The sequence below is a fragment of the Sellimonas intestinalis genome, from assembly GCF_001280875.1.
Lineage (GTDB): Bacteria > Bacillota > Clostridia > Lachnospirales > Lachnospiraceae > Sellimonas > Sellimonas intestinalis.
On the sequence record NZ_LGAJ01000013.1, the window covers coordinates 77,991 to 102,773 of the forward strand.

Sequence of the window (24,783 nt, forward strand, 5' to 3'; positions counted from 1 at the left end):
TATATTATGTTGTTGCTTTATTCTGAAGCCAGATTTTCGTTATAGTAATCCTGGGCATTTTTCAGAACTTCCTCCGGTTTCATCTCTCCCATCATCATGGACTGAAGATTTTCATTGACTTTTGTCAACAGAGAAACCGCACTGTTAAATGGTGTAAGGGTCTTGAAGTTGTCATTCTCCGTAGTATACAATTCCTTAAACCGCTCGTCACCAGAGTACTCCTCGTCCTTTGTGATCGGAGGCTGTTCTGTGATCTGCTTGTGGAACTCAGACATCACGTCTGCACTTGACAAATGTTTAATTGCTTTCATTGCCAGGTCTTTATCCTCACACTTGTCAAACAAAACAAGGGAATCGGCAGCAAAAAATGTCTTCGCCTCCCCGTCCGGACCCGCAAGCGCTGTTGTCCAATCCCAATCCACACCTTCCAGATTCAGACAGTTGCTTGTCGCAAGGATCATAAATCCTGTCTTTCCTGCTTCAAAGTCGATACGTGCGTCATCATTGGAAGTTGCTGACTCGTCAATAAAGTTATGTGTAAACCGAAGGTCGTATAGAAATTGCATTGCCTCCCGGCCTTCTTCCGTATCAATATTGACATTACCGTCCTCGTCCAGCAGTTCTCCACCGGCACTCCAGAAGAATGGAAGGAAGTTTTCATCTACATTTCCCCAAGCTCCACCAAGGGCCATATCAAAAGGCTTCACATCCGGACTTGTCTTCTGGATAGCCTGACACGCACTGACAAGCTCGTCCCATGTTGTCGGCATCTGGGTCACCCCTGCTTTTTCCAGGATCGCTTTGTTTCCGATCAAAATCCGCGCATTACCGGCAATAAATGGAAGCGCATATTGTTTGCCATCGATTGTTCCGTAGTCATAATAGATATAGTTGTCCTTTTCCTCATCATTAAAATAGGAGCCCATATCCGCAAGAAGATCTTTTGCAATATAATCCCCCATCATTTCCATAGACATATAGCCGATGTCCGGACCATTTCCGGATGTTACTCCAGACAGATATTTCTCCTCGTAATTGGACCAAGGAAGAATCTGAACATCAAAGTTACAATTTTCTTCTTTCTCCAGTGGTTCCAGTTGCTCCTCCCAGAATTCCTGATCTGATACTTCCGCATCCGTCCCTGCATAGGCCGGAAACCAGATTGAAATTGTCTTTTTTCCGCTATCCGAAGAAGATTCAGAGCTTCCACATCCTGCGAGCAGACCTGCGCACATTGCTGTCGCAACACATACCGCGCCTAATTTTTTCCATCGTTTTCTCATATAGCCTCCCTACCTTACTTGTTTCTTTTTCTTGTCTCAACTTCTGGCCAGATAACTATATTTTACCCCCCCCCCCGTATGTTTTTGTCAAGTTAGAGTAGAGAATTTGCATAATTATTTCTATTTTTATCAATTATTACCATGCATATTGCCAAAGGAACACCGTATGGCTTTCATCGAAAAAAAGATTCCGCATTTCAGGGATAACCTGTCCTGCGGAATCTTTTTTGTTTGCTTACATATTGTCCCTCTCTTTTGAAAAGATCTGCGATATAGGAAACAGACTGTTTCCTATATCCTATGCACTAACCGAAGAACACGGTTATGAAGTGATACGGAAGAGCTATTGGGGCTACTGCTCCATGGGGTCTCACCCTTTCGGGCAAGGGTCTGGGTTTTCTCAATGTAAGGACTAAAAGATAGTAAAGCCTTTTGGGCTTTCTGAATTACATTTTAAGGTTATGGAGCAGTAACCTCAATAACTCTCCCGATGTTCCCTCAATCTTTTCAACTTGTAAACAAATCAGTCCATATTCAGTTTTTCTTCTCCCTGTGTTTCTTCCGCACTAGACGTAAAGTCCATTTGTATATGAACTACTTACATCTGAATTTGCGTAGTGTACGCTACGAACGCGGTAAGAATATCCCTTTGGCACAGTTAATGTTTTCGATGATGTAACTGCAACAGCATTATATTTTGTGGCTGTCCAGGAAGTATAATGCTCCCATGAACCGTTTACTTTCCTTTCCACATTTACGTTAATGCTGACCTCCGAAACCACTTTCTGTGCTGAAGTTGTTCCCCCAACAGCAATCTTCCCAGAACCTACTTTGCTGATCTGAGAATATCCACTCTGGAGGTATACCCCTCTCGGCTGCACAGTGATGTATCCGATCTCAGCATCGTCTCCCTCTGCTGCATTGGCCCTCTGTCCGGATACACCGAATACCAATAGTACAGCTACCATCATTGCCGTCACTTTTGATAAAAAGGTTTTTCTTTTCATAGTTTTTTACTCCTCTATTATATAGACGCACGAGACGACAAAATCTTTCGCTTTTTTTCAAAAAAAGTGAAGATTTTCCAAAATTTTTTCAAATTCGTCTTTCTCAATTACCCCGGTTAAAAAATATGAAACATCTTGATATTGAAATTCTGCGGAAAACTCATGCTGCCCCGAGTCCTCTATCACATACTCTGTAACTGTAATCTCAACATTTTCAATCTGTTTCTTATATTGGTCTACTTCCTTGTCTTCTATATCATATCCTGATGAGGCATCTCGATAAATTGGAATAATAGTATACGTGATCATACTCCCATTTAATTCATAATAAATATTAGCCGTCAATAATGCCTGATCAATCATTGAATCAACCATTTTCATCTTTTTAGGTTTATAATCTAATCGCACGGGATCAAAACCAAAATTATCCTTTATGTTTTGGTAGACATTTTCTTCTGAGGTATTTATTGTCTCTTCTTTTCCCTCATGATCTGTATCGATATTGGTTAATTTTCTTTCTCCTAATAGCTGCTTTACTGTCTCCGCTACATACCCTTTATCGCCGAAACTTGTAATTCCAAGCCCCAATACCGTAACAAGTGCCGCGACCAGAGCAACCATCGCCTTTTTCCGGCGTTTGCCAACATGGACTTTTCTTGTTGTTTTCCCTGTTTCGGCTTGGTTACTGTGCCTGCGTTCTTCTGCTCCTGCAGCAAGCTCCAGGGATTCCGGAACCAGCTCTTCGGATATCTCCTCTTTCTCTTTTTCTTCCCGACGTAGTTGGAATTCCCTTCCAAGGCGTAATGCTTCCTTGTCTGCCTCGGACAGATTATCGTAGGCCTCTTTTTGCTTCCGGATCTCTTCGGCCCTTCTCCAAATCGTACTTTTCATCTCCGGGGAAGGAACGCCCTCAGACAATTTCGGCTCCTGCTCCATCTCCCTTTTAATTTGCTCTGCTTCCTTCTCCAGCTCGTCCTGCACAAGCTTCTTAATCATATCATTCTCTGTTTTCATTTCTTCCCCCTTTTTTCGTGTTTTCTTCCCTCCGACTTGACCTTTATTTCAATTCTGTTTAATATAAATAATTATAAAGCATTTTCGGAGGCACACTATGAAACGTATTATTTTAACCGGCGGCGGTACGGCAGGTCATGTCACGCCAAATATTGCTTTACTGCCCCGCCTGAAAGAACTACAATATGATATTCATTATATTGGCTCTTATAATGGAATTGAAAAGGATCTGATCGAACCTTTCCATATCCCATACCACGGAATTTCTTCTGGCAAGCTGCGCCGCTATTTTAGTATGAAAAATTTCACAGATCCTTTCCGTGTATTAAAAGGTTTCCATGAGGCAAATCAGTTGATTAAGGCTTTAAAGCCTGATGTGATCTTTTCTAAGGGAGGTTTTGTCAGCGTTCCTGTGGTTATGGCCGGAAAACGGAATCACGTCCCAACAATCATTCACGAGTCCGACATCACACCGGGACTTGCGAACAAGCTCTCTATGCCATCAGCCACGAAGATCTGCTGCAATTTTCCGGAAACTTTGAAAAATCTTCCGGCTGACAAAGCGGTTCTCACAGGTTCTCCAATCCGCCAGGAGCTTTTGACCGGCGACCGGGAAATGGCAAAGAAGTTCTGCCATTTTACTTCCGATAAGCCCGTCATCCTTGTGATTGGCGGAAGTCTTGGGGCTGCTGCGGTCAATCAGGCTGTGCGGAATATTCTTCCGGAACTTTTGGAAAGTTTTCAGATCATCCATCTCTGTGGAAAAGGGAAACTTGACGAGTCTCTGATTAATATCGAGGGCTACGCCCAGTTTGAATATATCCAAAAAGAGCTAAAAGATCTGTTTGCACTGTCCGACATCGTAATTTCCCGTGCCGGAGCCAATGCAATTTGCGAACTTCTGGCGCTCCGCAAGCCAAATATTCTGATTCCACTTCCGGCAAGTGCAAGCCGGGGGGATCAGATCCTCAATGCACGCTCTTTTGAACGCCAGGGGTTCAGCATCGTCCTGGAAGAAGAGTCTATTACTAATGAGACACTTCTTGATGGCATCCACCGCCTGTATAAGAATCGGGATACATATAAAAAAGCAATGTCCGATTCCGGTATGCAGAATTCCATCGGGACCATTATCAACTTGATCGTCCAGGCTTCACAGAAATAATGTTCCTTTAAAACTCTTAAATTAAAAAATAGGTGTCAAATTGGCACCTGTTTTTTTATATTATTTCATTTCTCTGTAATCTGCCTCATATTTTGTTTTTATCCACTTTTTTGCTCTGAACAGCATCGACTGGAATGCTTCCAGGCGAATTCCCATCTCCTCCGCAATCTGTTTCTGCGGAATTTCCAGTGCGTAAGCACGAACCACCGCATCATACCACTTGGAATTATGGCGGTACAGCTCTTCCAGCATGGTATTGGTAAACTCAATGTCTTTTCTTCGATGTTCCTGCATGAAAATCAATTCATCTGAACCAGGTGTTTCTTTTTCCAGACGTCCCGCCAGTTCGACATCACACATCGGTGTCTCCAATTTTGCCTTTCTCTTTCTGCTGTACACAAGTCTGCGGGCGGTGGTCAGCAACCACGCCTCTATGGCATCTTTATTCTGAATAGTTTCATAACTGATAAGTAATTGTATGAATGTAAGTTGGGTAATCTCCTCAGCATCCGTCTGATTTCCAGAGTAATACAGTGCCGTCCTCCAGACGGGATTCACATATTTGTCGTAGATATCATTAAATACTATTTCATCCATATGAGTTTTACATGCCCTTATCTTCTTGTTATTCTTTTTGCATTACTCTTCCCTGATCTTTGCTAAAATCTCTTCCTTCTGAGCATTATCAAGCTGTCCCATCTTCCAGCCAAGTCCTACCTTGTCGCCTTTGTATCTTGGAATCAAGTGCATATGGAAATGAAATACGGTCTGCCCCGCTGTCTCTTTGTTATTCTATACGATGTTATACCCGTCGCATCCGAGAATCGGTGTGAGCTTCTTCACCATCTTCTTCGCAAGCACGAGTGTCTTTGCCGCAACTTCGTCGTCCAGCTCATAAAGATCTGCATAGTGTTCTTTCGGCAGGATGAGTGCATGTCCCTTTGACGCAGGGCTTGCATCCAGAATTACACGAAAATCTTCATCCTCATAAAGCGTTGCGGTCGGGATCTCTCCGTTTGCAAGTTTGCAGAAAATACAATTATCGTCTCTCATCTCTTGAACTCCTTTACATTGATATTTGAATATTTAAGCCACCGGTGCTAAACTAGAAATCATCATCCGTTTAGAAAGGTGGGATATTCCTATGTCTCTTACATCCGATGAGATGCAGCGCCTTCAATCCTATGTCAGGCAAAATGCCGAAGCGTCTGCACTGTTTGAAAAACTGCTCCTGTCCTACGAAATGGAGCGGCATAAAATCTGCCACGAAATCCGAAATCCGCTGACTCTGCTTTCCAGTACCATTCAGCTCATAGAATCCCAGCACCCTGAGATCCGCTCTTTTGACTACTGGAATTCTTTGTGCGAAGATCTGGACTACATGATGGAGCTTTTGCAGGAATTTTCGCTTTACAATAACAGCAATGACCTGCGGCCGGAAACCTTTTCTTTCCGTAATTTTATGGAAAGACTGGTCCTCTCTTTTGCTGCGTCCTGTACCGCCTCTGACGTAGAGTTTACTTCCCGGCTCCAGGAAAATCTCCCCGTCATCACTGGAGATCCTGTGAAACTCCGGCAGGCCATACTGAATCTTCTGAAAAATGCCAGAGAATCCATCCATGGTCCCGGTTCCGTCCGCCTTGACGTATGGTCCAAATGCGATGAGCTTCACATCCGAATCGAAGACACCGGCTGCGGCATTACCAAAGGACAGATGGAAGAAATTTTCACACCATTTGTCACAACCAAATCTTCCGGAACAGGGCTTGGACTTCCTGTTGTGCAAAATATTATCCATGCCCATCACGGAACGGTCTCTGTAACCTCCATACCCAATCACGGAACTACTTTTGAAGTCCTGCTTCCGGTACATTGGGAGTCGCCTGATCATCCCCTGTAAAGGGTGGAGATACGGGACACGGCAACCGCCGGTGTCCCGTATTGAAAGTGTCTAAACCCTATATCCAAGCTATCTTTTCTCATCAGGTTTCTTCTTTTTCTACGTTTTTAGTCTATCGCAACAAGGCAACTCTTTCAATACTTTTTTCTGTATTCCACATTCCGTTGCCCGTTCATCAGTTTCTCTTTTGTTCCCTTAAAACCATGACTAAACAGATTTTTTATGAGTCCCCATCCACCGACTTTTTCCCTTATCACATCCCCGATCGGCCGATCCTCCAGTCCCCAGTCGTCGTAATGATTCTCACAAGAATCCTCCTCAGATTCTTCCTGTTCATCTTCTTCCCCATATTCATAATATTCTTCCTGGTATTCCCCCTCATCCTGATCTTCCAGATTACTACCCTCCTTCTGATGAGCCAGGATCTCCTCAATCACCTGACAGATCTGATAATTTTCCTGAATTGTCATCTTGTGGAGGGCATAGGAAATATAGATCCCGGAACGATCCTGGTAATCTGTCTCCCGCACGAAGAATTCAGCCAGCTCATGGAAACTCTCTGAAATCCCTTTTACATTAGACGGGTAATAGCAAAAATAATACCGTCCTCCCTCCATAAAAATACTTCTCGGATCCAAGAGCAACTGATTAGGACTGAGGAGATAATCCCGCATCTCCTCCATAACAGCAAGCAGATCCTCAATGATAGCAATAATCATTTCATAGGTGACAGGGCCTTTCTGTGTAAGAAATTCCAAAGAATGTTTTCCCTGTATCTCGTATTCATACCGGCTTCTTCCGTTGACGCCCCTCCCCTTTACCAGTAAAAGCCCGGGGATCTGATTGTTTGTCAGCATTTTCATCTGATAATCCGCCTGGTAAAAGCGGTCAGATTCAATAATGAAATATGATGTATTCAGATCTCTCCGGTAGCCGATTTTCAGTTTTCTGGTATCACTGCATCCTTTTGTTTCCGGATGCTCCGGATCCGGTCCTCCGGCTCGGTAAGCGCCGCCTTTGCCGACGCTGTAATTCTCAGTTTTTTCCTCGATGCTTGTGCTAAAATCGACACATACTCCTTGTGACATCTTATCTCTACCTCTGCTTTCCGGAACAGGATCATCTTTCCGGAAATCCTTTCTCTCCATAATTGTTTGACTTCTTCTTCCGAGAAAGGGGACTCCCGTTTCTGTTTTCTTCCGGCTATCACCGCTGTCTCATATGTCGTTCCGGTCAAAATATTTTTATCATGGTAATAAAACAGTGCCATGATGATGCCATAAACGATAAACAGCAGTGCCGATGCCAGAATAGCCGCCTCCACAGTAAAGTTCCCCTTCCATTTTTTCTCTACCATACAATTCCTCCCAGATATCCGGCTGTCAGAAAAGGGAGAAACGGAATCACTTCCTTGCGCCCTTTCTTCTTCAATACGACCTTCCCCAGACTCCAGATTCCGGCCGCCAAAAAGGAAAAACTCAATGCCGATACCAGTTTCCAGATCCCCAGGTACATTCCCAGCAGGAAAATCATCCAACTGTCCGCATACCCCAATGCCTCCTTCGTACACCTGCTCACAATGAGAAACCCAATACCTACAAACGCTCCCCAGATGTAGACCCAAGTGCCTTCCCCGATTCCAGCTATTCTTGCCGCTGCTGTCAGGGCGCTCCCCAGAAGCAGGAGCCACCGGGGCACGGCTCGGATCCGGATATCGTAGACTGAACATGCCGCCTGAAACAAGAAAAAGATTGTATTCCAGATCTTTATTTCCCACACTTCGAACACGCTCCTTTCCCTGCTGTCTCCGAAATCGGAACTGCATAGATCTTTCGCTTCAGTCCGCCGCAGGACATGGACATATGATATTTGCTTCCGTAATTGGTAATGTAAACTCCCATGCCGCTCACTTTCTTTCCGCAAAGCTCACAGGGATAATACTTACCGCCCGACTCATTCCTCAGATCTTCCAGGCCGGAAACCGGAACCATATGGATTGACAGATCCAAATATGTACAGTGATAATCCTTGTGGTACACTGTCCCGGTTTCAGTCACATAGACGATGGTCTGTTCCGCCGATATCGGTATAGAAGATTCATAACCGCACCACCCTTTCACCCGCATCGTTTCTTCCTTCTCCACCTGAAATCTGCCAAATACTGGGATGGGAATTTCCATCTTGTACGATATGTTCAGATACAGGATCTGATTCAAAAGATCCACATAGGAGTTCCCGCAGTCAATACCGGAAGCTCCTCCCAGAATAAGACTTCTGTCCAGCCGTTCTGTTCCGATTTCCTCCTGAATATCGGATTGTAGCTTTCCAGTATTTACAAACGGACTCAGATATGCATCTTTTGCGTACATCTTTCCGGCATACTGCATCCCTGCCCGGATATTGGTCTGTACTGCCATGATCTCAAACAGATACAAAAAGGCCAGCATCGCAAAGAGAAACATAGGGATCACAAAGGCTGCCTCCACTGTCATACTGCCACTTAGAAAGGAGGTAAAGACAGGCGCCTTTAAGGTACACTGCTGTTTTCGTAGGGAAAGCTGCTTCCATCTATGAAGCGAATCAGAATTTGTCTCCTTTCTATATGATATTTCTCGATCTGAAATTTCGTTGATTTTGGTTTGTAATTGGATTAAATCACCTGAGTTGTCACAAAAAGGCACCTTGCTTTACCTCCTTTCTGCTGTTACTTTTTGATTTGAATTATTGATATGCATAATACGTTGAAAACTGATATGTAATCCCTCTTCTGAGCTGACAGATACTTTGAATCCGCATCCGGGTAATGCAGGCATCCGCCTGAAAAAACGGACAGTTCAGACGCATTTTTAGATTCCACTCGATCAGATCAAGCATCCGCATCCTCAATGTCTCTTTGGTTTCCAGTAAGGAGAGCATCTTCAGATAATCTTCATAGGAAAGGCCGCTTTCTCCCGCACTGCTGCTGCCGGAATCCTGCGTCGTTCCTAGCTTCAGCAGTCCGGACAGACTCAGCTTCCAAGTCTCCTTCGTCTTGACTGACGGAACTTTTCCGCCCGCAGTCAGTACCCGCAGATCCATAATACTCTCCCCATAAGCCCAAGCCATCAGGACACCCTGGGCGACCACCTCTGTAAGTCCTGGGTTTCCAAGCAGGGCGCTGACAATTCCAGCCAGCACTTTGGCCTCTGCCTTTTTTGTTTCATCTGTCTGAAGGTAAAGGAAGTTCGAAGCCATCCGAAATCTACGAATCTTATTGAGGACGATCTGCAGATTCTCCATGTCATTTTGTTTTCCTCCGATCAGATACTCCTGTTCATACTCCAGCGGACGGTCATCTTCCGCTTTCGTATAACTTTTAAAATGGTCTGGGATATAAGCAATCATATACAGCTTTTCACTTGCATTTGCCTCCACTGACGGCAGATTCCCCTTTCCTTCCTGTCTCGTCCGTCCGGATACCCCCGCCATTCCTTCCACACTTTTCTGGGAAATAACACGGTCCCGTGGAAGTACTATTTCCGTCAGCACTCTATGCTTCAACTTTTGCAACACTCCCAGCGGATTTTCTATCTCCCCTTCGCTTCCCTCTCCAGACTCCTCCAAAGAGCCCCCGGATGCCAGCACTTCATCCATCTTCTTTTCATTTTCCTCTTCCCGCTTCTGGAAATCAATCGCTTTTTCTTCCTGTTCTTTTGCCTCATCCTCTCTTCCGATCAGATCCTGAATCATATCAATTCCATATAGGTTCTCCAGATAGCGGCAGACCTGATCCGCAAATTCCTGCCCCTCATTATCACTGAGGAAGCGGATTGCCTCGATCTGGTTCTCCCCCGCGATTGCCCCGAATACCGTCATCCGATCCAACACCCGGTCTTCGGTATAAGATCCGGTCTCATAGGAGCCATCGAGGCCAAATATATCATACTCCTCCAGAAGTTCCTTCTGATACTCCGCAAATACCGACTCTACTGAACGCTCCACATCAGCCCGCCGGATATTTTTGGACGTCTGAAGGGAAGCGCTCTCCAGTATGGCTGCGGCAAACGTCATCAAAATGAGAATCATAAGACTTGTCATCACAGTCATCTGGGCCTGCCAGGTTTCTACCCCGGCTGGGAAGCTTCTACTATATTTTTCCACTTTCACTTGTAATCTTACTGAAAATTGTCTGGACGAGCTCTGTGAGCTGTGCCTTAAAAATGATGACCAGCCCGATCAATACAACGAGAATCAAAATAATCTCCACCACACCAATTCCACTTTCGTCTTTCAGACATTCCTTTATCCGGTTCCAAATTCGTTTCATATTTACCCTCAACCAAAACATATTTCATCCTCCTCTTCTTCCCTGACGTTCTCTTTCCCCTGCGAAAGTTATCGTCAATATTTCCCTGTTTTCTCTTTCATCCTGCCGTCAGATTCCCGTGCTCCAGAAAGCTGGGACAATAACGATCACCAGTACTACCGCCAGCATCATAATCATGGGTACCAGAAGCTTTGTTCCAGTCTCTTCTCCTTTCCTCTTTGCTCTTGCCTTTCTATCCTCAAAGGCATGAATAGCCTCCAGACTTAGAAGCTCTGTAATTCCCCGTGTCCCCTTTCTCTGATTCTGGGACAGCAGAAGCCCCAGGCGCATATATTCCTGTGTCTGGCACCTTTTCCCGAAATTCTCATAGCTCTCTCCTTCGGGTACCCCGCCCTGCATTTCAAAACAGGTCCTTACCATCTCCTCGTAAGCCGGACGCTTTCCACACCGGTCTTTTCTTTCCTGATAGTTGTCCACAATCTTATACCATGCGCTTTTGACAGTCATTCCCGCTCCTATTAACAAGGAGAACTGCTCCAAAATCTCTGGGTAATCCTGCAAAAGCCGGTTTTTCCGAATCTTTAAGGCTTCACTTGCCTTCTGTCGCCCCCAGGCGGCCAGAAGTAGAAAGATCAGACCTCCCATTCCCAGCACCTGGTACCCGCTGATTGCTGTATCCCGTCCCCAAGTAACAGCATGGCCGGCGATCTCATCCGGAAGAGACAGCGCTGTCTCTTCCCGGCTCTTTTCGTTTTCCTCCTTCACCAGATGTTCCAGTGCTTCTATCACCTGCTCCGGGTTTTGAAGTTCCGGCGGATAGAGCGTCACTGTTGTCTCCCATGTCTTCTGAGCCATCTGCTTCTGTCCATATTCAAAGCTCAGTACTGCCCGGAGATGTACTGTGACTCCCTCCTCCGGTATTCCTTCTCTTAGAGTTCCATCCAGTCCCATGTAATCATAATTGTCCAGTGTCCATTGGATCGAGACCGGATAGCCCGGAATGGATGTGATAAGATCCAGATCCGTCGTAACATAGCTCCTTTTTTCATTGCTACCTAATATCTTTGCTTCCAGCTCTTCGGACACTTCCTTCAGGATCGCCGTGACCTCCTCTTCTGTGTAACCTTGCTCGTCCACCCTGATCTGGACAGGAACTCTCTCACAAATACCGTCTACCGTGGCAAGTACTGTCTCGTTCCTGCTCCCGCCTCCTTTTTCGTCCCGGCCAAGCTTGCCGTCTTTCACCGGACGTTCCTGTCCCGTCCAGATAAACACCGCCACGCTGAGGGTATTGACAAAGAAGAAAAAACAGATGCCTTTCCGGATTTTGCGCCGCTTTTCCCGGCTTTTTGTCCTCTTCTTTCCTGTCTTTATAAATAGAATCAATAGAATCAAATAGGCGACTCCTGTCACCGCAATCGCTTTTATATCCATTTCTTTTTCTTTACACCTCAATCCTTGTCATTTGAAACCCACTCCAGAAAGCTGCCAAATACAAAAGGAGACATCCTGTCATCACCGCTCTGCCCGCTATCCCCTGATAGAGCACCTCCATAAACTCTGGAAAACTTACCAACATATAGGCAATCATACCAAATGGGATCACCGCCATTACAAGAAACTCCATCTTCTTCGCCGCAATAACCGTCTCAATCTCCTTACTGAGTTCCTCCTTCTCCTGGATCTGAAACATTGTCTTTCGAATCACTTTTGCCATGTTTCCGCCGCTTTTCTTTACTGCTGCGATTACTGTAACAAAATTTCTGACATCTTCCTGGTCAACCCTCCATGAAAACTCCTCAAGAATCCGTTCCATGCTAAGATTCATCTTCATCTGACGGATCATATACTTCCATTCCCGGACTATCCGATCCTGTTCCCGATACATGATCCGCATTTCTTTCTCTGCTTCCAGCATAGCATTTTCCAGAGAATAACCGACATTTAGGGCGGCTGACACCGACTGCAGCGTGTCCAGAAACTGCCTTGTAAACTCCCGCTCTTTCTTTCGCAAGATCTCCTTTTCCCACACATACAGGAACATTCCGCCTACCGGGAGTAACAAAATCGGTGACACGGCGATAGAACGATAAAATAAAAGTGCTGTCAGCCCTGCCGCGCCGGCTGCCTCGATACCTCCCAAAAAATACTCTCCCTTTCTAATATCCTGCCGCCAACAGTTTTTCCTTTTTCTGCAGCTCTTCTTTTTTAACAAGACTTCCTCTCACCTTTCCGTAGCTGCTGCCTTTTTCCTGAAATTCATACAGCGTATTCATTTGGATTTCTCCCTTCTCGTATCCGGTAATCTCAATGATCTCCAGCACTTTGCGGGTTTTATCCCTCATTCTCCCAAGATGGATGATGATATCAATTCCGGAAGCGATCTGCCTTTGAACCGCCTCGATCGGAATCTCCATTCCCATAAGCACCATCGTCTCCAGACGCCCGATCATATCTTTCGGACTGTTGCCATGACCGGTGCTTAATGACCCGTCATGCCCGGTATTCATGGCCTGAAGCATATCGATAGTCTCCGCACTTCTCACTTCTCCGACGATCACCCGATCAGGGCGCATCCGGAGAGCTGTACGGATGAGCTCCCGAATATCAATCCGCCCCTCCCCCTCCATATTGGCATTGCGAGCCTCCAGCCGCACCAGATTCGGCAGTGACTGCAGCCGCAGTTCGGCATTATCCTCAATAGTAATGATCCGCTCATCCTCGGGTATGAACTGGGAGAGGGCATTTAGAAATGTCGTCTTCCCTGACCCGGTCCCACCGCTGATAAACATATTGTACTTTGCCTTCACAAGCATCTCCAGAAACTCGGCCGCTTCTCTGGAGATGCTGCCCCAGGCGATCAGGTGCTTCATCGTAATCCCCTCTTTGGGAAACTTTCGGATCGTGATGATCGGTCCATTGAGCGCCACCGGTAAAAGCACCAGGTTGACCCTGGATCCATCCGGTAATCTAGCGTCCACGATTGGTTCCGCCTCATTGACTGTCCGGTTACAGCCGGAGGCAATTTGCTGGGCGATGTCTTCCAGTTTCTTCCGGGATACAAATCTTTTTTCATACTGATAGATCTCTCCTTTCTTTTCCACAAAAATATTTTCCAGACCATTGATCATAATCTCTGTGATGGATTCATCTTCAAGAAGTTCCTGAAGGATGTCCAGTTTTCGAAATGCATTGAACAGATCCCTACCAAATTCCATCTTCATCCGGAGTGGAAGATAGATATCTTTGGCGTACTCTTCCAATACCTGATAAATCAATTCGACCAGTTCTCCATCTTCGATTTCCCTCGACAGATCCAGCTTTGCCATGATCTGATTCTGCAACGTCTCCATATGCAGTGTTCTTTTCATACTGCAATGCCTTCTTTACACATATTTCCGGCTCTCCTTTCATTTCCGTCATCCTCGCCTTCTGGGAAAGCTTTTTGTATCCCATGAATTCCAGAACGTCGAAAAACTGATCCAGCTTCCCCTCCTCCTCCACACTTTCGATATAGGGGAGATACCAGACATCGCATATTTTTAAAATGTCAAACAATCCTTGAACGCTCTCGCTGACGTCCAGGATCAGGTTTTGATACGGTCCCTTTTTCAGAATCTGAAGGATCAAAGAATTCCAGTCCTCCCACGCTACCTCCTTCAAATCAAGACTCACAGGGATCGGATCGAGGACAGCCAGCCCATCCTCCTCTTTTACCATGGAGGCAAGACGAAGCCCAAGATGATTCTGTTCCTGACGGGAATAATAGAGAAGATCCGCAAGAGAAGCGCTCTTTCCCCCAAGCCGGATCTCCGTCCCGGGGTACTCCTGCATATTAAGATAGAGGGTCCCCTCTTCTCTGGAGAGCACATGGCCGAGGGCCTTTGCAAACCGGGTCTTACCAATCCGGTGAATGGGGGAATAGACGACAATCAGACGCCTGCCGCCCTTTCTCGGTACCAGGAACAGTCCTGCATTGTCTTGATCCAGGCACGTCTCCACAATCTGAGCAAAAATCCTTCGGACGGACTGATATTTATAGATAGGAATCTCCTCTTCCCCTACTTCCGTACCCTCCTGACTTGTCAGTACAAATCTTCTGGCGGCCCTGCTCATCTGCCTCTTCTCATAGGGAATCTCATCCCCGATCAGCAAAAGCTCCGCCCCCTGGAACTCTTCTAGTCTCTCCGCCTGTTCAAAAGAGGTACACACTTGAACCTGGAGATCCAGCTCTTCCCTGTCGGCAATCACATCCGCAAGCCGCAGGACATACAGCTCTTCTTCACTGCATATAATCATTTGTCTGTCCATGAATTACTATAGCCGATTCGGCTTTGACATAGATAAGCGCTTTCCCGACGCTTTCTCAAAAATAGACTCCGGTTAGTCCGGATGAAACAAAAGAATTTGTTTGTGATTTGCATTATAGACTGGTTGCTCTGTTTTGTCCAGTTGTTTTTTATAAATCTCCAATCTTTGTGAAACTCTTACAAAATTTGCCAGCACACAATTCCATAAAGGAGCGCAATCCCAGGCAGGCCAAGGATTCCACCTGTCAAAAAGGTAATAGGATTCAGCCCCACAGCAACCGAAATCTCCTGCGAATCCAGAAACTGATTCACAAAAAAGATGAGGGCCGCACCCAAAATTGCACGCACAAGAAAGTTGACGACCATCTCGATTCCTCTCTCTTTCACTCTTCCGCCTCCCCTGTTTTTCTCTCCTTTCTCCATTCTATTCTGTCCAACTGGTATTTTATTCCTATTTTGGTACATACTATAACTATAACTTTAGGAAAGAAGGGATCGTATGCCAGATATCATACAACACTATTACGAATCAGACGTCTACCGCAGAGGCTCATACTCTGATCTCACCCATGAAATCGCACTGGTAAGAAAAGAAATCGAGGCGGCCGACAATCTCTTTCAGAATGCCTCCGATCCGGACTTGATCGACAGCTATATTTTCCAGGGAAACGCCGCCCGAAAACGATACAGTTTTCTCATCAAACAGGCCAAGCGTCTTTCTCCGTCCGTTTCCTGACAAAAAATCCTGCCGCAGCTTTTTCTGCTTCGGCAGGATTTTTGTCAGTATTCCTTTCCTCCAAGAAGTACCCGGATCGTGCTTTGTGCAATCGATTGATCCAGTGCCTGATAATCTTCCAGCATTTTCTCTTCTTTTTCTTGTTTCTCCATTTGCTCCCACCCCATGATACTGTTTGTTAATGCCTCCCAGAGAACAGTATCATTCAGACAATCATCCTTTTCCTTCTTCTGCTCTTTTTTCTGTCTTTCCAGAAAAAGCGTATGGTATGGGTTATAACGAAAATAGTATCCTCCCAGAGGATCCGCACAAAAGCAGTAACCTTGCTTTCTTAATTTGACCGCTCTTTCCGCTAACCTCTCCAATTTCTCCTGATAAAAAAGGACAGGGAACGGAATTCTTACGGCCTCCTGATAAAGAAGCGGATTGTTCGTCAAAACAAGGAATTTTTCATCTGTCACAATGTCTCACCTTCTTCAAATACCTTCTGCTCCTGAATATTTTCTGACAGTGCGTCCAGCGCCAGATGAATCTGTTTCGCACGTTCCTGTTTTTCCTTCTCCTTTGTTAATTCTACGTGTCCTGTCGGGTGCGGAATGGAAACCCCTTCTACCACACGGTTTGCGCCAACTGAAAGTGAAATTGGCGTAATGGTTGCAATGTGGACCGCAGGAATTCCTTCCCGGTCCAGTTCTTTTACAATCGTTGCCCCGCAACGTGTGTCTGTCCCTCATGTAGAAGTGAGAATGACGCCATCAACTTTTCCCTTAATCTCCTTTGCGATCTCCTGTCCGAACATAGCGGCCCTGTCAACCGGCATGGAATTACCGACCGTGACATAAAAGTAAGGATACAGTTCTCCTATAGTTCCATCTTTCGCAAAATCTTCCAAAACATCAACCGGAAGAACACGATTCCCATTTTCCATTGCAAAAGAGGGATCAAATCCTCCATGAGCCACGTCAGCCGGCAATGTCCCGGCGTCCCCATATTCCTCCAATGTATAAGCTCGGTACTTCGTACACGCCAACGCTTCCATATGATCCGGATTTCCTTTCGGAACAATTCCCCCCGAAGTCATCACAGCGATCCGTGCTTTAGAAAGATTCTGTATCGCCGGACTTGGTACAATACGGTCAAACTTTGGCATTGGCAGCTCCGTCTCAAACGGCTCTTTTCTGACTTTTTTTAACATCATATCGACTGCCCTTACCGCTCCGCTTTTCTCTTTCCAGACCATTTTTCGAATTCCCCTTGGAAAATATCCCTCCTCCTTTGGGCTCCCAATTTCACAGCCTTTTACCAGCTTTTCAACAAAATCCCCAATTTTTTTCATGGTTTTTCTCATATCTCTGGCATTTGGCCCGGATGGAAATATGTAGCCATACAATCGAAACATCTCCATTCCCGGGTTCTCTTCATACATCGCCGATACCGCCGGAATACCCAGGTGCTGCTGCGCCAGTTTAAGCATATTTCCGCAGGCCATTCCATACCGTCCCGCATTAAAAGCCGGCCCTGCGATCAATAGATCCGGTTTCTCCTTCTCTAAGAATTGTCTTACTTCTTCCAAAACTTCTTCTGTATGCTCCGCAAAATAATTGTCCCCACAGATGATCGTAAAGGCAACCTCCAGTTCTTCTTCGCTGAATCTCTTCTGGAAAGCACCCGCAGCTCCAACCGCTCCTCTTTGTATCTCCGTCGGATGATCCGCTGCTTCTTCCCCTCCAATCTGCCCAAAAAACTGATTCAGGTAATAAACCGCTCGCATAGACATCCCCCTTTCTAATAAGTTTCCACGCCGAGGGGCATGATACCTAGATTGCTGATTGCATCCATAATAACAGTATATGTCGTCTCGATACTTCCATCTGGCTTCAGAGAATTTTCAAGCGCCCCGGAAAGTTGATTCATAGCCGAAGAAACGCCGATAACCCGATCCATAGGCGGCAGTGTAATGATCTCATTGGCATTACCTGCACTGACAACTGCGTCGGCTTCCTTCGTTACAATCGTAATCCCCTGTGCTGTTCCATCTTTACCACAATTTTCATGTGCCAGAAGTACGGTGGAAATCCCTTCCTGCTCCAGCCGCCTGCATATCAGCATCAGATCACTTTCCGGGTTTCCTCCTCCTTCCTCCGATATGATCACACCGTCCAGCCCAAGGAGAGCACAAAGATTAGCGATTCCCAAAGCACACCGTTCCTTTTCTTCCAGTACCGGACTGATCGGGGATACAATCACCCCGCAAAAATCCAGTTCTTTTCCATGCCTTTCATATAATTCTTTCAAGACAGGATTATTCAGATGGTCATAGGTTGTATTTTTATCACATGCGGTCACACAATTCCCTGATACCACTGCTCCATCCATCAATTCATTTGGATGAAGAATACATGGGTGGACCGTCCTGATATTGTTTCCGTACAAATAGTTGTCATGGAGCAGTCCTTGGGCAAGCAAAAGATATACATATCCTATTCTAGGCTTTGAAGAATCATGGGAATCTAACTCCCATGTCTCTATCAAATCTGCTTTGGAATCTCTAACACAAGACGCAAGATATTCCGCAGCCTTCAATCCTGCCATTCTGATTTCCCTCTCATGCTCCGCATGAGTCAGGTCGTCTGTCGGGTCTGCGGAGAGTACTACATTGCATGTCTTACTATATATGGTATACTTTGCTCCAGGCCCACTCATATCAATGAGCCCTTCCTGGTAAAATACAATTTGCCCCGTTGTAACAACATTGCATCCGTCAAGCACAACCGTCGCCCCTGTGCCACAGCAATCACAGGGAGCCAGAATTCCCGGGAAGAACTTTCCACTTTCTACCTTTACCCGTGGCTCAATTACATCTTTGACAGGTATAATTCTGACCGATTCTCCCGGTCTCGCAATATCGACAGAATAATTCCGGAGACGTTCTGAGGCCACTGCTTTTAACAACTCCGATTTTTTTATCGTCAAAACACCGTTTGCATATGCGGTCGCATTTCCAAATTGAACATCGCGGATTTTAAATCTCCTTAGTTCTAAAGAATAAGATTTCATAGATGTCTCCTTTCCTTCTTTTTGTTCAGCAAAAATGTTCAACAATAATGTTTGTATATTTACACTACCATCTTTTTTAGAAAACAGCAAGTGGATTTATAGATTTTTTTATATTTTCTTTTGTAATTATTGACTTTATCTATTTTTTTGTTTATATTTATTGTACAAAAATGTTCAACAAAAGAGGTTTAAATTTATGAAAAAAGATACAACTAAATCAGCAGAACAAATAGTATTTGAAAAAGTTAAAAGCGCTTTATATAAACGGCGTCTTGCTCCTGGAACTGCTTTGACCGAGCAGAGTCTCTGCGATGCTTTAGGTGTCGGAAGAACTCCTGTCCGAAGCGCCCTGAAACGGTTGGCACAGGATGGATATGTAGAAATCGTTCCCAATAAAGGCGCCTATGTGACACATGGAGGCCCGGAACAGATTTCTCAGCTTTATGACGTCCGTATTCCGCTGGAACTTCTCGCAGTAAAAGTAACTATGGACTCTTACACTGATGAAGATTTTCAGTTTCTTACATCCTGTATTGAAAAAGAAAAACTGGCCTTTGAGGGGAAAAATCTGGAAGCTTACCTCAAGACCATCGAGGATTTTCATATGTACATCATCCGAAAAAGTCAAAATCCTTATCTGGAACAGGCATATAAAGTCGTGTTCCAGAAAATTCTGGTCTATCTGGCACTATACGACCGCTTTTATCTGGGTACAAAGAAAAAACTTCATTCTATCCCGACTCACACCCGGATTATAGACGCAATCAGGAATAAGAATTTGAAAAAGCTGGAAAAATTACTGGTGGAACAGCAAAAAGTCACCATTGATGAATTTGACTTCAGCGGATGTTATGGTGCAAATATCGGCCTTGCGCTTCTTGACTGATTTCGAGTTTTTGTTTTGCAGGTTATCTCATGTAAAACAAAGGAGGATTTCCATGAAAGAAAAAGGTTCACGGAAAGTCAATTTCCCGGAAGCTATTATTTTATTGGTCATTGTTGTCTTTATTATGATCTGGACTACCTTAATCGGTCAGATTCCTACCGCAGTAGGGCTTGTATATTGCGCGGCCTTATGCGGAATTTACGGCAAAATACTCGGGCATACGTGGGATGAAATGTTCAAAAATATCCTTCATGTAGTCCATGGGGCCCTGCCGGCAATCTTTCTGCTTTTACTCGTGGGCTTTATCAGTGCATCCTGGATTGGTAGCGGGACGATTCCCTATATGATTTATCTCGGATTGGAATTAATGCATCCAACCATTTATTTGTTTTCCGCTTTCTTGCTTTGTGCGATCGCTTCTATTGTAACGGGTTCAAGCTGGGCGATTGTCTCGTCACTTGGTATTGCACTGATCGGCATTGCCTCCGGCCTTGGTGTTCCGCTTCCGATTGCGGCCGGCGCCATCGTATCCGGATGTTTTCTCGGAGACAAATGGTCTCCATTGTCAGATACGCCAAATCTGGCCGCGGCAACAAACCGGCGTGATATTGTCCAAATTTTTACCAGTATGATTCCAACCTCGGGAATCGGCGCAATCATTGCGGCGGCAGCGTTTCTTATATTGGGATTTTTTCTTCCGCACAGCGCGAATACGGATACCAGCGGAATCGAAATATTAAAATCCGGATTACAGGACAGTTTTTCTTTTAATATCTTCCTTCTGCTACCGGTAATTCTGGTATTTATTCTGGCCGCACGGAAAGTCGCGATTATGCCTGTTCTTGCTGGCGGTGTTGCTATCGCTTCTATCGAAGCTCTCCTTTTTCAGAAAATGTCCCTGGTTGATCTTTCCTCCGCCATGTGGAATGGATATGTCGCTGATACCGGAAATGAAATTTTGGATTCCCTCTTGTCACGAGGCGGCGTCATGTCCGTAGCCGAATTGATTATGCTGTTATTCGCAGCCTTAACGTTTGCCGGCATTATTGAAAAAATCGGAGTACTGGACGCAATTATGGAAAAACTTCTTTCTATTATCCATAATCGCCCTGTTTTAATTTTTTCAACCATCTTGACCACCATATTGACCGTACTTCTCAGCTCCAGCGTTTATGTGTCGATTATTCTGAACGGTAAAATGTATGAAAAGGCATACAATAAGTTGGAACTTGACAATATTGTTTTGGCCCGCACCACATTAGAATCCAGTGCCTATCTGGGAGGTATGATCCCGTGGAGCGGCGGGGCTATGCTCGTAATCAGTAGCCTAAACGTCGCGGCCTGGTCCTATGTCCCTTGGGTATTTGGCTTTTATGCCGGCCTTCTAATGACAATCATCTGGGGATTTACCGGACATTTTTCAGCAAAGCCGCTCCCTGACACTCTTTCTGATGAGGAAACATAAGGGTAGGCCCTCCTATATATCTTTATAATTCATATAAGGAAACAGGCGCTGTGAGCAGCTCACAACGCCTGTTTACCTTCTATAATGTAATTGTAATTTCCCGTTCTGTCCGGTGATACTGATAATACCGGACCCCGGCTGAATCCATCATCCGCTTGGAAGCGATCACCGACGCGGTGTCGTCATATTTGTCACTGTCATAGATCACTTCCTTGATCCCTGCCTGTATAATGGCCTTGGCACATTCGTTGCACGGGAAAAGCGAAACATAGATCTTGGCCCCTTTCAGGTTTCCCCCGCCATAATTCAAAATGGCGTTCAGCTCACTGTGAACCGCATACACATATTTGGTCTCAAGCGGGTCGTCTCCCTCTCTCGCCCATGGGTATTCATCGTCGGAGCAGCCGTTCGGCAGTCCATTATATCCCATGGAAAGAATCTTATTGTCCTGGCTGACGATGCAGCACCCCACCTGAGTGTTCGGATCCTTGGAACGCATCCCCGACAACATCGCAATTCCCATAAAGTATTCATCCCAGGACAGATAGTCCTGCCTCTTTCCGTTCATCCCATCACCCCCTCTTATTTGGTGCCAAAGATGCGGTCTCCCGCGTCCCCAAGTCCCGGTACAATATATCCGTGTTCGTTCAGTTTCTCATCTAGGGCTCCTGCATAGATATCCACATCCGGATGATCCTTGGAAAGCTTCTCCAGTCCCTCCGGTGCGGCCAGAATACAGAGGAACGTCATGTTCTTGACGCCCTTTTGCTTCAGCATGGCAAGCGCCTCGGAGCTGGATCCTCCAGTAGCAAGCATCGGATCTACGACAAACACGTCCCGCTTGTCACAGTCAGACGGAAGCTTACAGTAATACTCCACCGGCATCAGGGTGTCCGGATCCCGGTAAAGTCCGATGTGCCCGATCTTTGCGGCCGGGATCATCTTGAGAATTCCCTCTACCATGCCAAGTCCGGCACGAAGAATCGGCACAACAGCCAGCTTTCTCCCTGCCAACTCCTTGCCCGTCATCTTACAAAGCGGAGTCTCAATCTCCACATCCGCAAGCTTCAGCTCTCTCGTCGCCTCATAGCACATCAGCATGGCGATCTCCTCAATCATCTCTCTGAACTCCTTCGTCCCTACTTCTTTCCGGCGGATATAATCGATCTTATGCCGTACAAGCGGGTGATCCATTATATGTACTCTTCCCATTTTTCCTTTGCCTCCGTATTCAGCTTTCTGGCCAGTTTTCTCATATAAATTTCCAGTTCCAGGTACCCTGCCTCATATTCCTCCAGGGACTTCCCGTACATGGATTCTACTTCTTTCTCCTCATCAATATACTCATTGAGGGTGAAAATATTCGGATGAAATCCGTATTCAGTAATGATCTTTCTCTTCTGTGCTTTCTCCATTGTAAGAATCAGTGTGTCCGGCGTGATATCCTTCTCCTCAAAAGCAAGCGCCTCGTGTTCGGATATATCTACCTCATTTCTCCGCATAATCTCTTCCGCCTTAGGATTCATTGGTTCCGGGAAAAGTACGATCATGCCCCGGGACTCAATATCATACTCCTGGAGAAGTGTCTGTCTCTGGAACAGCCGCTCTGCCATCGGGCCGCGGCAGTTGTCATCCTTGCTGACAAAGATAATCCTGCGGTATGTCTGGAGCTTTAAAATCTCCGAGGCCGGAATCCTTTTGTGTCCCGCCGCTTTTAACAGACGGTTCATAATCGCCGCATCAATGGCCTCGCCGAAAAATCCTTCGCTGTAAATAATATCAACGCCCTCTTCATCAAACTCCCGGAGGATTCCATACAGATTTTTCGTAATTGTCCTCCGATTCTCCCGGCTTCCGATACTCTTCACTGTCCCATAAGTGTACTGGCTCATTGTCTCCGCCGTAGCAATGATTCCAATCCGGTATGGTTCGCCATTTCCCTTCCGTCCGAACACTGCCTTATCATATGCGAGCTGTTTGATCGCAAGTACTGTATCAGACGGGGACCCCTCAATCAAAATCATCTGTGCTTTGGGTGCGTAATGGCGGTACTTCATCCCCGGCGCCTTTGGCGCCTGAGGGCTGTTCTCTGAAAGGAGCGTCCGGTCAGTCTCCACCTCACCGATCACTTCTTCCAACATCTCTTTTGTCACCGCACCCGGCCGCAGAATCATCGGCGGTGTGCTCGTCATGTCCACAATCGTCGATTCTACCCCAATATTGACATTACCCCCATCAAGGATCATATCAATCTTTCCGTCCAGATCCTCCGCCACATGCTGTGCTGTTGTCGGACTCGGCCGCCCCGATGTATTGGCGCTTGGCGCGGACACATAGCCGCCGCCTCTACGGATCAGCTCCAGCGCGATTGGATCATCCGGCATCCGCACAGCCACAGTATCCAGTCCTCCTGTCGTCCCGTACGGTACTCTTGCGTTTTTCTTTAAAATCAAGGTAAGCGGACCCGGCCAAAACCGGTCTGTCAGTGCCTTCGTCTCCTCCGGGAGCTCCTCCACAATCTCCTCCAGCGCACTTTTCTCCGCAATATGTACAATCAACGGATTGTCAGAGGGTCTGCCTTTAGCCGTATACGTTTTTCTCGCCGCCTCCTCGTCAAGCGCATTTGCCCCCAGGCCGTAAACGGTCTCCGTCGGGAATGCGACCAGGCCGCCCTGCTTTATGATCTGTCCCGCTTCCTCCATAATTGCTTCATCGATTTGCATTCTGTCAATTTTTTCTATTTTCGTTTTCATGCCATCTATTATAGCATACTCATTCCTATTTCGAAACCCTCTGCCTCAGTCATTCTCTGAACCCGCTGATCTCAGACATTCTTCAATTCCGTCCGCAATCGCTTTTGCCAGCGTCTCCTGGTAAGATTCTTCCGCAAGCCTGGTAGCTTCCTCCTGGTTGCTCAAAAAGCCGCACTCGATAATCATCGTCGGAACTTCCGTCCGCCGCAGCAAATAATAGGTATCATTCCCTTTGATCGGACGGTTTTTTATTCCCTCAAGATTTTCTATCTGTTTCTGTACCGTATTTGCCATTTCCTCTCCCTCTTTGGAGTGTTCGAAGTAAAAAATCTGGGATCCACTGACATCCGGGGAGGGATAGCTGTTTTGGTGAATACTGACCGCAAGTACAGGTGCCGTCTCATTAATCAGTTCTACCCTTCGTTTTAAGTCCTGCACTTGCTTATTATCTGCATCTTCATCATAGAGTCCTTTATCCTCCTCACGTGTCATCAGCACCGAAATGCCACGGGACTCCAGTTCCTCCTGCAGCTTCTTCGCAATCTGCAGATTAATGTCCTTTTCTAATGCGTCATTTACTCCTACTTTTCCAGGATCCTTCCCGCCATGTCCGGCGTCAATTACCACATCCGCCTGCCCGGTTTTTACCTCCCCCTGCGTCACAATACTCTCCACCTTCCGGATTCCGATCAATACCAGCACCAGAAAAAGAAGTGCAAGTATCCATTTCACCTTATCACCCATACAGAAACTCCCCTGTACTTCCATGCTCTTAAAAAAATATATGAGTACTGCTTGTACGATATATCTGTCTTTCCCAGGTTCCTAGGCAGTTCACGCAAACACACTTCTTTAAAAAGTAACAAGCGCCGCCCTGGAAGGACTTCCCACCGGGCGGCAC

At 46.0% G+C, this 24,783-nt stretch carries 27 protein-coding genes and 1 pseudogene; 5 read left to right on the top strand and 23 right to left on the bottom strand.

Going from position 1 to position 24,783, the window contains the following annotated elements; all coding sequences use genetic code 11:
- Positions 1–17 precede the first annotated feature (17 nt).
- The 3 genes from AOA56_RS11990 to AOA56_RS12000 all read right to left on the bottom strand — a co-directional run bounded on the left by AOA56_RS11990 (position 18) and on the right by AOA56_RS12000 (position 3,226).
- The gene (locus tag AOA56_RS11990; protein ID WP_053769745.1) at positions 18–1,283 is read right to left on the bottom strand and encodes an ABC transporter substrate-binding protein; all 1,266 of its coding nucleotides are present in this window, start codon (positions 1,281–1,283) and stop codon (positions 18–20) included.
- Positions 1,284–1,849: 566 nt separating this feature from the next.
- Positions 1,850–2,290: a DUF6147 family protein gene (locus AOA56_RS11995; RefSeq protein ID WP_048621137.1), complete on the bottom strand. Its 441-nt coding sequence runs from the start codon at positions 2,288–2,290 to the stop codon at positions 1,850–1,852.
- A gap of 57 nt (positions 2,291–2,347) precedes the next feature.
- Positions 2,348–3,226, bottom strand: coding sequence for a DUF4367 domain-containing protein (locus tag AOA56_RS12000; RefSeq protein ID WP_162224704.1), 879 nt, complete (start codon positions 3,224–3,226; stop codon positions 2,348–2,350).
- Between the two features lie 175 nt (positions 3,227–3,401).
- On the opposite strand from AOA56_RS12000, the gene AOA56_RS12005 reads away from it, so the two are divergent.
- Positions 3,402–4,469, top strand: a complete 1,068-nt coding sequence (locus AOA56_RS12005; RefSeq protein ID WP_024733851.1) for an undecaprenyldiphospho-muramoylpentapeptide beta-N-acetylglucosaminyltransferase — start codon at positions 3,402–3,404, stop codon at positions 4,467–4,469.
- A 60-nt stretch (positions 4,470–4,529) separates the two neighbouring features.
- Here AOA56_RS12005 and AOA56_RS12010 read toward each other — a convergent pair whose 3' ends face one another.
- Positions 4,530–5,066 (bottom strand): RNA polymerase sigma factor, encoded by a 537-nt coding sequence (locus tag AOA56_RS12010; RefSeq protein ID WP_024733852.1) that lies wholly within the window; start codon positions 5,064–5,066, stop codon positions 4,530–4,532.
- A 42-nt stretch (positions 5,067–5,108) separates the two neighbouring features.
- Positions 5,109–5,522: pseudogene (locus AOA56_RS12015) on the bottom strand (HIT family protein).
- A 91-nt stretch (positions 5,523–5,613) separates the two neighbouring features.
- Between AOA56_RS12015 and AOA56_RS15625 the strand changes: the two are divergent.
- Entirely contained in the window at positions 5,614–6,369 is a 756-nt protein-coding gene (locus AOA56_RS15625; RefSeq protein ID WP_082349989.1) for a sensor histidine kinase, read from the top strand.
- Positions 6,370–6,503: 134 nt separating this feature from the next.
- On the opposite strand, the gene AOA56_RS16410 is transcribed toward AOA56_RS15625, so the two are convergent.
- The 11 genes from AOA56_RS16410 to AOA56_RS12070 all read right to left on the bottom strand — a co-directional run bounded on the left by AOA56_RS16410 (position 6,504) and on the right by AOA56_RS12070 (position 15,351).
- Positions 6,504–7,421 carry a DUF6382 domain-containing protein gene (locus AOA56_RS16410; protein WP_242843461.1) on the bottom strand — a complete coding sequence of 306 codons (918 nt, stop codon included), beginning with the start codon at positions 7,419–7,421 and terminating at the stop codon, positions 6,504–6,506.
- Positions 7,310–7,726, bottom strand: a complete 417-nt coding sequence (locus tag AOA56_RS12030) for a TadE family protein (RefSeq protein ID WP_024733856.1) — start codon at positions 7,724–7,726, stop codon at positions 7,310–7,312. The genes AOA56_RS16410 and AOA56_RS12030 overlap by 112 nt, the downstream gene beginning before the upstream one ends.
- Positions 7,720–8,148 carry a prepilin peptidase gene (locus AOA56_RS12035; protein WP_053769749.1) on the bottom strand — a complete coding sequence of 143 codons (429 nt, stop codon included), beginning with the start codon at positions 8,146–8,148 and terminating at the stop codon, positions 7,720–7,722. The genes AOA56_RS12030 and AOA56_RS12035 overlap by 7 nt, the downstream gene beginning before the upstream one ends.
- Positions 8,136–8,831 (bottom strand): pilus assembly protein, encoded by a 696-nt coding sequence (locus tag AOA56_RS16035; protein ID WP_452594660.1) that lies wholly within the window; start codon positions 8,829–8,831, stop codon positions 8,136–8,138. Before AOA56_RS16035 ends, AOA56_RS12035 begins: the two co-directional genes overlap by 13 nt.
- 259 nt (positions 8,832–9,090) lie before the next feature.
- The gene (locus AOA56_RS12045) at positions 9,091–10,455 is read right to left on the bottom strand and encodes a DUF5702 domain-containing protein (protein WP_053769751.1); all 1,365 of its coding nucleotides are present in this window, start codon (positions 10,453–10,455) and stop codon (positions 9,091–9,093) included.
- A 40-nt stretch (positions 10,456–10,495) separates the two neighbouring features.
- The gene (locus tag AOA56_RS12050) at positions 10,496–10,696 is read right to left on the bottom strand and encodes a Flp1 family type IVb pilin (protein ID WP_053769752.1); all 201 of its coding nucleotides are present in this window, start codon (positions 10,694–10,696) and stop codon (positions 10,496–10,498) included.
- An 87-nt stretch (positions 10,697–10,783) separates the two neighbouring features.
- On the bottom strand, positions 10,784–12,109 hold the full coding sequence (locus tag AOA56_RS12055) for a hypothetical protein (protein WP_053769753.1): 1,326 nt from the start codon (positions 12,107–12,109) through the stop codon (positions 10,784–10,786).
- Positions 12,110–12,119: 10 nt separating this feature from the next.
- Positions 12,120–12,818 carry a type II secretion system F family protein gene (locus tag AOA56_RS12060; protein WP_053769754.1) on the bottom strand — a complete coding sequence of 233 codons (699 nt, stop codon included), beginning with the start codon at positions 12,816–12,818 and terminating at the stop codon, positions 12,120–12,122.
- Positions 12,819–12,834: 16 nt separating this feature from the next.
- Positions 12,835–13,995: a CpaF family protein gene (locus tag AOA56_RS12065; protein ID WP_242843462.1), complete on the bottom strand. Its 1,161-nt coding sequence runs from the start codon at positions 13,993–13,995 to the stop codon at positions 12,835–12,837.
- Positions 13,880–14,974, bottom strand: coding sequence for a P-loop NTPase family protein (locus AOA56_RS16415; RefSeq protein ID WP_024733875.1), 1,095 nt, complete (start codon positions 14,972–14,974; stop codon positions 13,880–13,882). The genes AOA56_RS12065 and AOA56_RS16415 overlap by 116 nt, the downstream gene beginning before the upstream one ends.
- A gap of 188 nt (positions 14,975–15,162) precedes the next feature.
- Positions 15,163–15,351, bottom strand: a complete 189-nt coding sequence (locus AOA56_RS12070) for a pro-sigmaK processing inhibitor BofA family protein (RefSeq protein WP_048621340.1) — start codon at positions 15,349–15,351, stop codon at positions 15,163–15,165.
- A gap of 133 nt (positions 15,352–15,484) precedes the next feature.
- On the opposite strand from AOA56_RS12070, the gene AOA56_RS12075 reads away from it, so the two are divergent.
- Positions 15,485–15,721, top strand: a complete 237-nt coding sequence (locus AOA56_RS12075) for a YaaL family protein (protein ID WP_024733876.1) — start codon at positions 15,485–15,487, stop codon at positions 15,719–15,721.
- Positions 15,722–15,765: 44 nt separating this feature from the next.
- Here AOA56_RS12075 and AOA56_RS12080 read toward each other — a convergent pair whose 3' ends face one another.
- Genes AOA56_RS12080 through AOA56_RS12095 form a run of 3 tightly spaced genes read right to left on the bottom strand, consistent with a single transcriptional unit; the run spans position 15,766 to position 18,778 of the window.
- The gene (locus tag AOA56_RS12080) at positions 15,766–16,182 is read right to left on the bottom strand and encodes a hypothetical protein (RefSeq protein WP_024733877.1); all 417 of its coding nucleotides are present in this window, start codon (positions 16,180–16,182) and stop codon (positions 15,766–15,768) included.
- Entirely contained in the window at positions 16,179–17,498 is a 1,320-nt protein-coding gene (locus tag AOA56_RS12090; RefSeq protein ID WP_082349992.1) for a glycine/betaine/sarcosine/D-proline family reductase selenoprotein B, read from the bottom strand. Before AOA56_RS12090 ends, AOA56_RS12080 begins: the two co-directional genes overlap by 4 nt.
- Before the next feature lie 8 nt (positions 17,499–17,506).
- Positions 17,507–18,778 carry a glycine/sarcosine/betaine reductase component B subunit gene (locus AOA56_RS12095; RefSeq protein WP_053769758.1) on the bottom strand — a complete coding sequence of 424 codons (1,272 nt, stop codon included), beginning with the start codon at positions 18,776–18,778 and terminating at the stop codon, positions 17,507–17,509.
- 196 nt (positions 18,779–18,974) lie between these two features.
- Here AOA56_RS12095 and AOA56_RS12100 point away from each other — a divergent pair, with 196 nt between their 5' ends.
- On the top strand, positions 18,975–19,664 hold the full coding sequence (locus AOA56_RS12100; RefSeq protein ID WP_024733880.1) for a GntR family transcriptional regulator: 690 nt from the start codon (positions 18,975–18,977) through the stop codon (positions 19,662–19,664).
- A gap of 52 nt (positions 19,665–19,716) precedes the next feature.
- Positions 19,717–21,129: a Na+/H+ antiporter NhaC family protein gene (locus tag AOA56_RS12105; RefSeq protein WP_024733881.1), complete on the top strand. Its 1,413-nt coding sequence runs from the start codon at positions 19,717–19,719 to the stop codon at positions 21,127–21,129.
- Between the two features lie 79 nt (positions 21,130–21,208).
- On the opposite strand, the gene AOA56_RS12110 is transcribed toward AOA56_RS12105, so the two are convergent.
- Genes AOA56_RS12110 through AOA56_RS12125 form a run of 4 tightly spaced genes read right to left on the bottom strand, consistent with a single transcriptional unit; the run spans position 21,209 to position 24,626 of the window.
- Complete coding sequence (locus tag AOA56_RS12110; RefSeq protein ID WP_024733882.1) at positions 21,209–21,697, bottom strand: deoxycytidylate deaminase; 489 nt, start codon at positions 21,695–21,697, stop codon at positions 21,209–21,211.
- Between the two features lie 14 nt (positions 21,698–21,711).
- A complete protein-coding gene (gene upp / locus AOA56_RS12115) occupies positions 21,712–22,341 on the bottom strand; it encodes a uracil phosphoribosyltransferase (RefSeq protein WP_024733883.1) in 630 nt (209 codons plus the stop codon).
- On the bottom strand, positions 22,323–23,882 hold the full coding sequence (locus AOA56_RS12120; RefSeq protein WP_048621149.1) for an L-threonylcarbamoyladenylate synthase: 1,560 nt from the start codon (positions 23,880–23,882) through the stop codon (positions 22,323–22,325). Before AOA56_RS12120 ends, upp begins: the two co-directional genes overlap by 19 nt.
- 45 nt (positions 23,883–23,927) lie before the next feature.
- On the bottom strand, positions 23,928–24,626 hold the full coding sequence (locus AOA56_RS12125; protein ID WP_053769759.1) for an N-acetylmuramoyl-L-alanine amidase family protein: 699 nt from the start codon (positions 24,624–24,626) through the stop codon (positions 23,928–23,930).
- Positions 24,627–24,783 lie beyond the last annotated feature (157 nt).

What these genes read in the sequence shown, in the direction of transcription:
- AOA56_RS16415 (WP_024733875.1), bottom strand. Translation starts at nt 14,974, where the DNA reads ATGATTATATGCAGTGAAGAAGAGCTGTATGTCCTGCGGCTTGCGGAT.
- AOA56_RS12010 (WP_024733852.1), bottom strand. Translation starts at nt 5,066, where the DNA reads ATGGATGAAATAGTATTTAATGATATCTACGACAAATATGTGAATCCC.
- AOA56_RS11990 (WP_053769745.1), bottom strand. Translation starts at nt 1,283, where the DNA reads ATGAGAAAACGATGGAAAAAATTAGGCGCGGTATGTGTTGCGACAGCA.
- AOA56_RS12105 (WP_024733881.1), top strand. Translation starts at nt 19,717, where the DNA reads ATGAAAGAAAAAGGTTCACGGAAAGTCAATTTCCCGGAAGCTATTATT.
- AOA56_RS12005 (WP_024733851.1), top strand. Translation starts at nt 3,402, where the DNA reads ATGAAACGTATTATTTTAACCGGCGGCGGTACGGCAGGTCATGTCACG.
- AOA56_RS12000 (WP_162224704.1), bottom strand. Translation starts at nt 3,226, where the DNA reads ATGGAGCAGGAGCCGAAATTGTCTGAGGGCGTTCCTTCCCCGGAGATG.
- AOA56_RS12120 (WP_048621149.1), bottom strand. Translation starts at nt 23,882, where the DNA reads ATGAAAACGAAAATAGAAAAAATTGACAGAATGCAAATCGATGAAGCA.
- AOA56_RS11995 (WP_048621137.1), bottom strand. Translation starts at nt 2,290, where the DNA reads ATGAAAAGAAAAACCTTTTTATCAAAAGTGACGGCAATGATGGTAGCT.
- AOA56_RS12030 (WP_024733856.1), bottom strand. Translation starts at nt 7,726, where the DNA reads ATGGTAGAGAAAAAATGGAAGGGGAACTTTACTGTGGAGGCGGCTATT.
- AOA56_RS12075 (WP_024733876.1), top strand. Translation starts at nt 15,485, where the DNA reads ATGCCAGATATCATACAACACTATTACGAATCAGACGTCTACCGCAGA.
- AOA56_RS15625 (WP_082349989.1), top strand. Translation starts at nt 5,614, where the DNA reads ATGTCTCTTACATCCGATGAGATGCAGCGCCTTCAATCCTATGTCAGG.
- AOA56_RS12095 (WP_053769758.1), bottom strand. Translation starts at nt 18,778, where the DNA reads ATGAAATCTTATTCTTTAGAACTAAGGAGATTTAAAATCCGCGATGTT.
- AOA56_RS12100 (WP_024733880.1), top strand. Translation starts at nt 18,975, where the DNA reads ATGAAAAAAGATACAACTAAATCAGCAGAACAAATAGTATTTGAAAAA.
- AOA56_RS12110 (WP_024733882.1), bottom strand. Translation starts at nt 21,697, where the DNA reads ATGAACGGAAAGAGGCAGGACTATCTGTCCTGGGATGAATACTTTATG.
- AOA56_RS12050 (WP_053769752.1), bottom strand. Translation starts at nt 10,696, where the DNA reads ATGTTTTGGTTGAGGGTAAATATGAAACGAATTTGGAACCGGATAAAG.
- AOA56_RS12125 (WP_053769759.1), bottom strand. Translation starts at nt 24,626, where the DNA reads ATGGGTGATAAGGTGAAATGGATACTTGCACTTCTTTTTCTGGTGCTG.
- upp (WP_024733883.1), bottom strand. Translation starts at nt 22,341, where the DNA reads ATGGGAAGAGTACATATAATGGATCACCCGCTTGTACGGCATAAGATC.
- AOA56_RS16035 (WP_452594660.1), bottom strand. Translation starts at nt 8,831, where the DNA reads ATGTTTCTCTTTGCGATGCTGGCCTTTTTGTATCTGTTTGAGATCATG.
- AOA56_RS12070 (WP_048621340.1), bottom strand. Translation starts at nt 15,351, where the DNA reads ATGGTCGTCAACTTTCTTGTGCGTGCAATTTTGGGTGCGGCCCTCATC.
- AOA56_RS12045 (WP_053769751.1), bottom strand. Translation starts at nt 10,455, where the DNA reads ATGACTGTGATGACAAGTCTTATGATTCTCATTTTGATGACGTTTGCC.
- AOA56_RS12055 (WP_053769753.1), bottom strand. Translation starts at nt 12,109, where the DNA reads ATGGATATAAAAGCGATTGCGGTGACAGGAGTCGCCTATTTGATTCTA.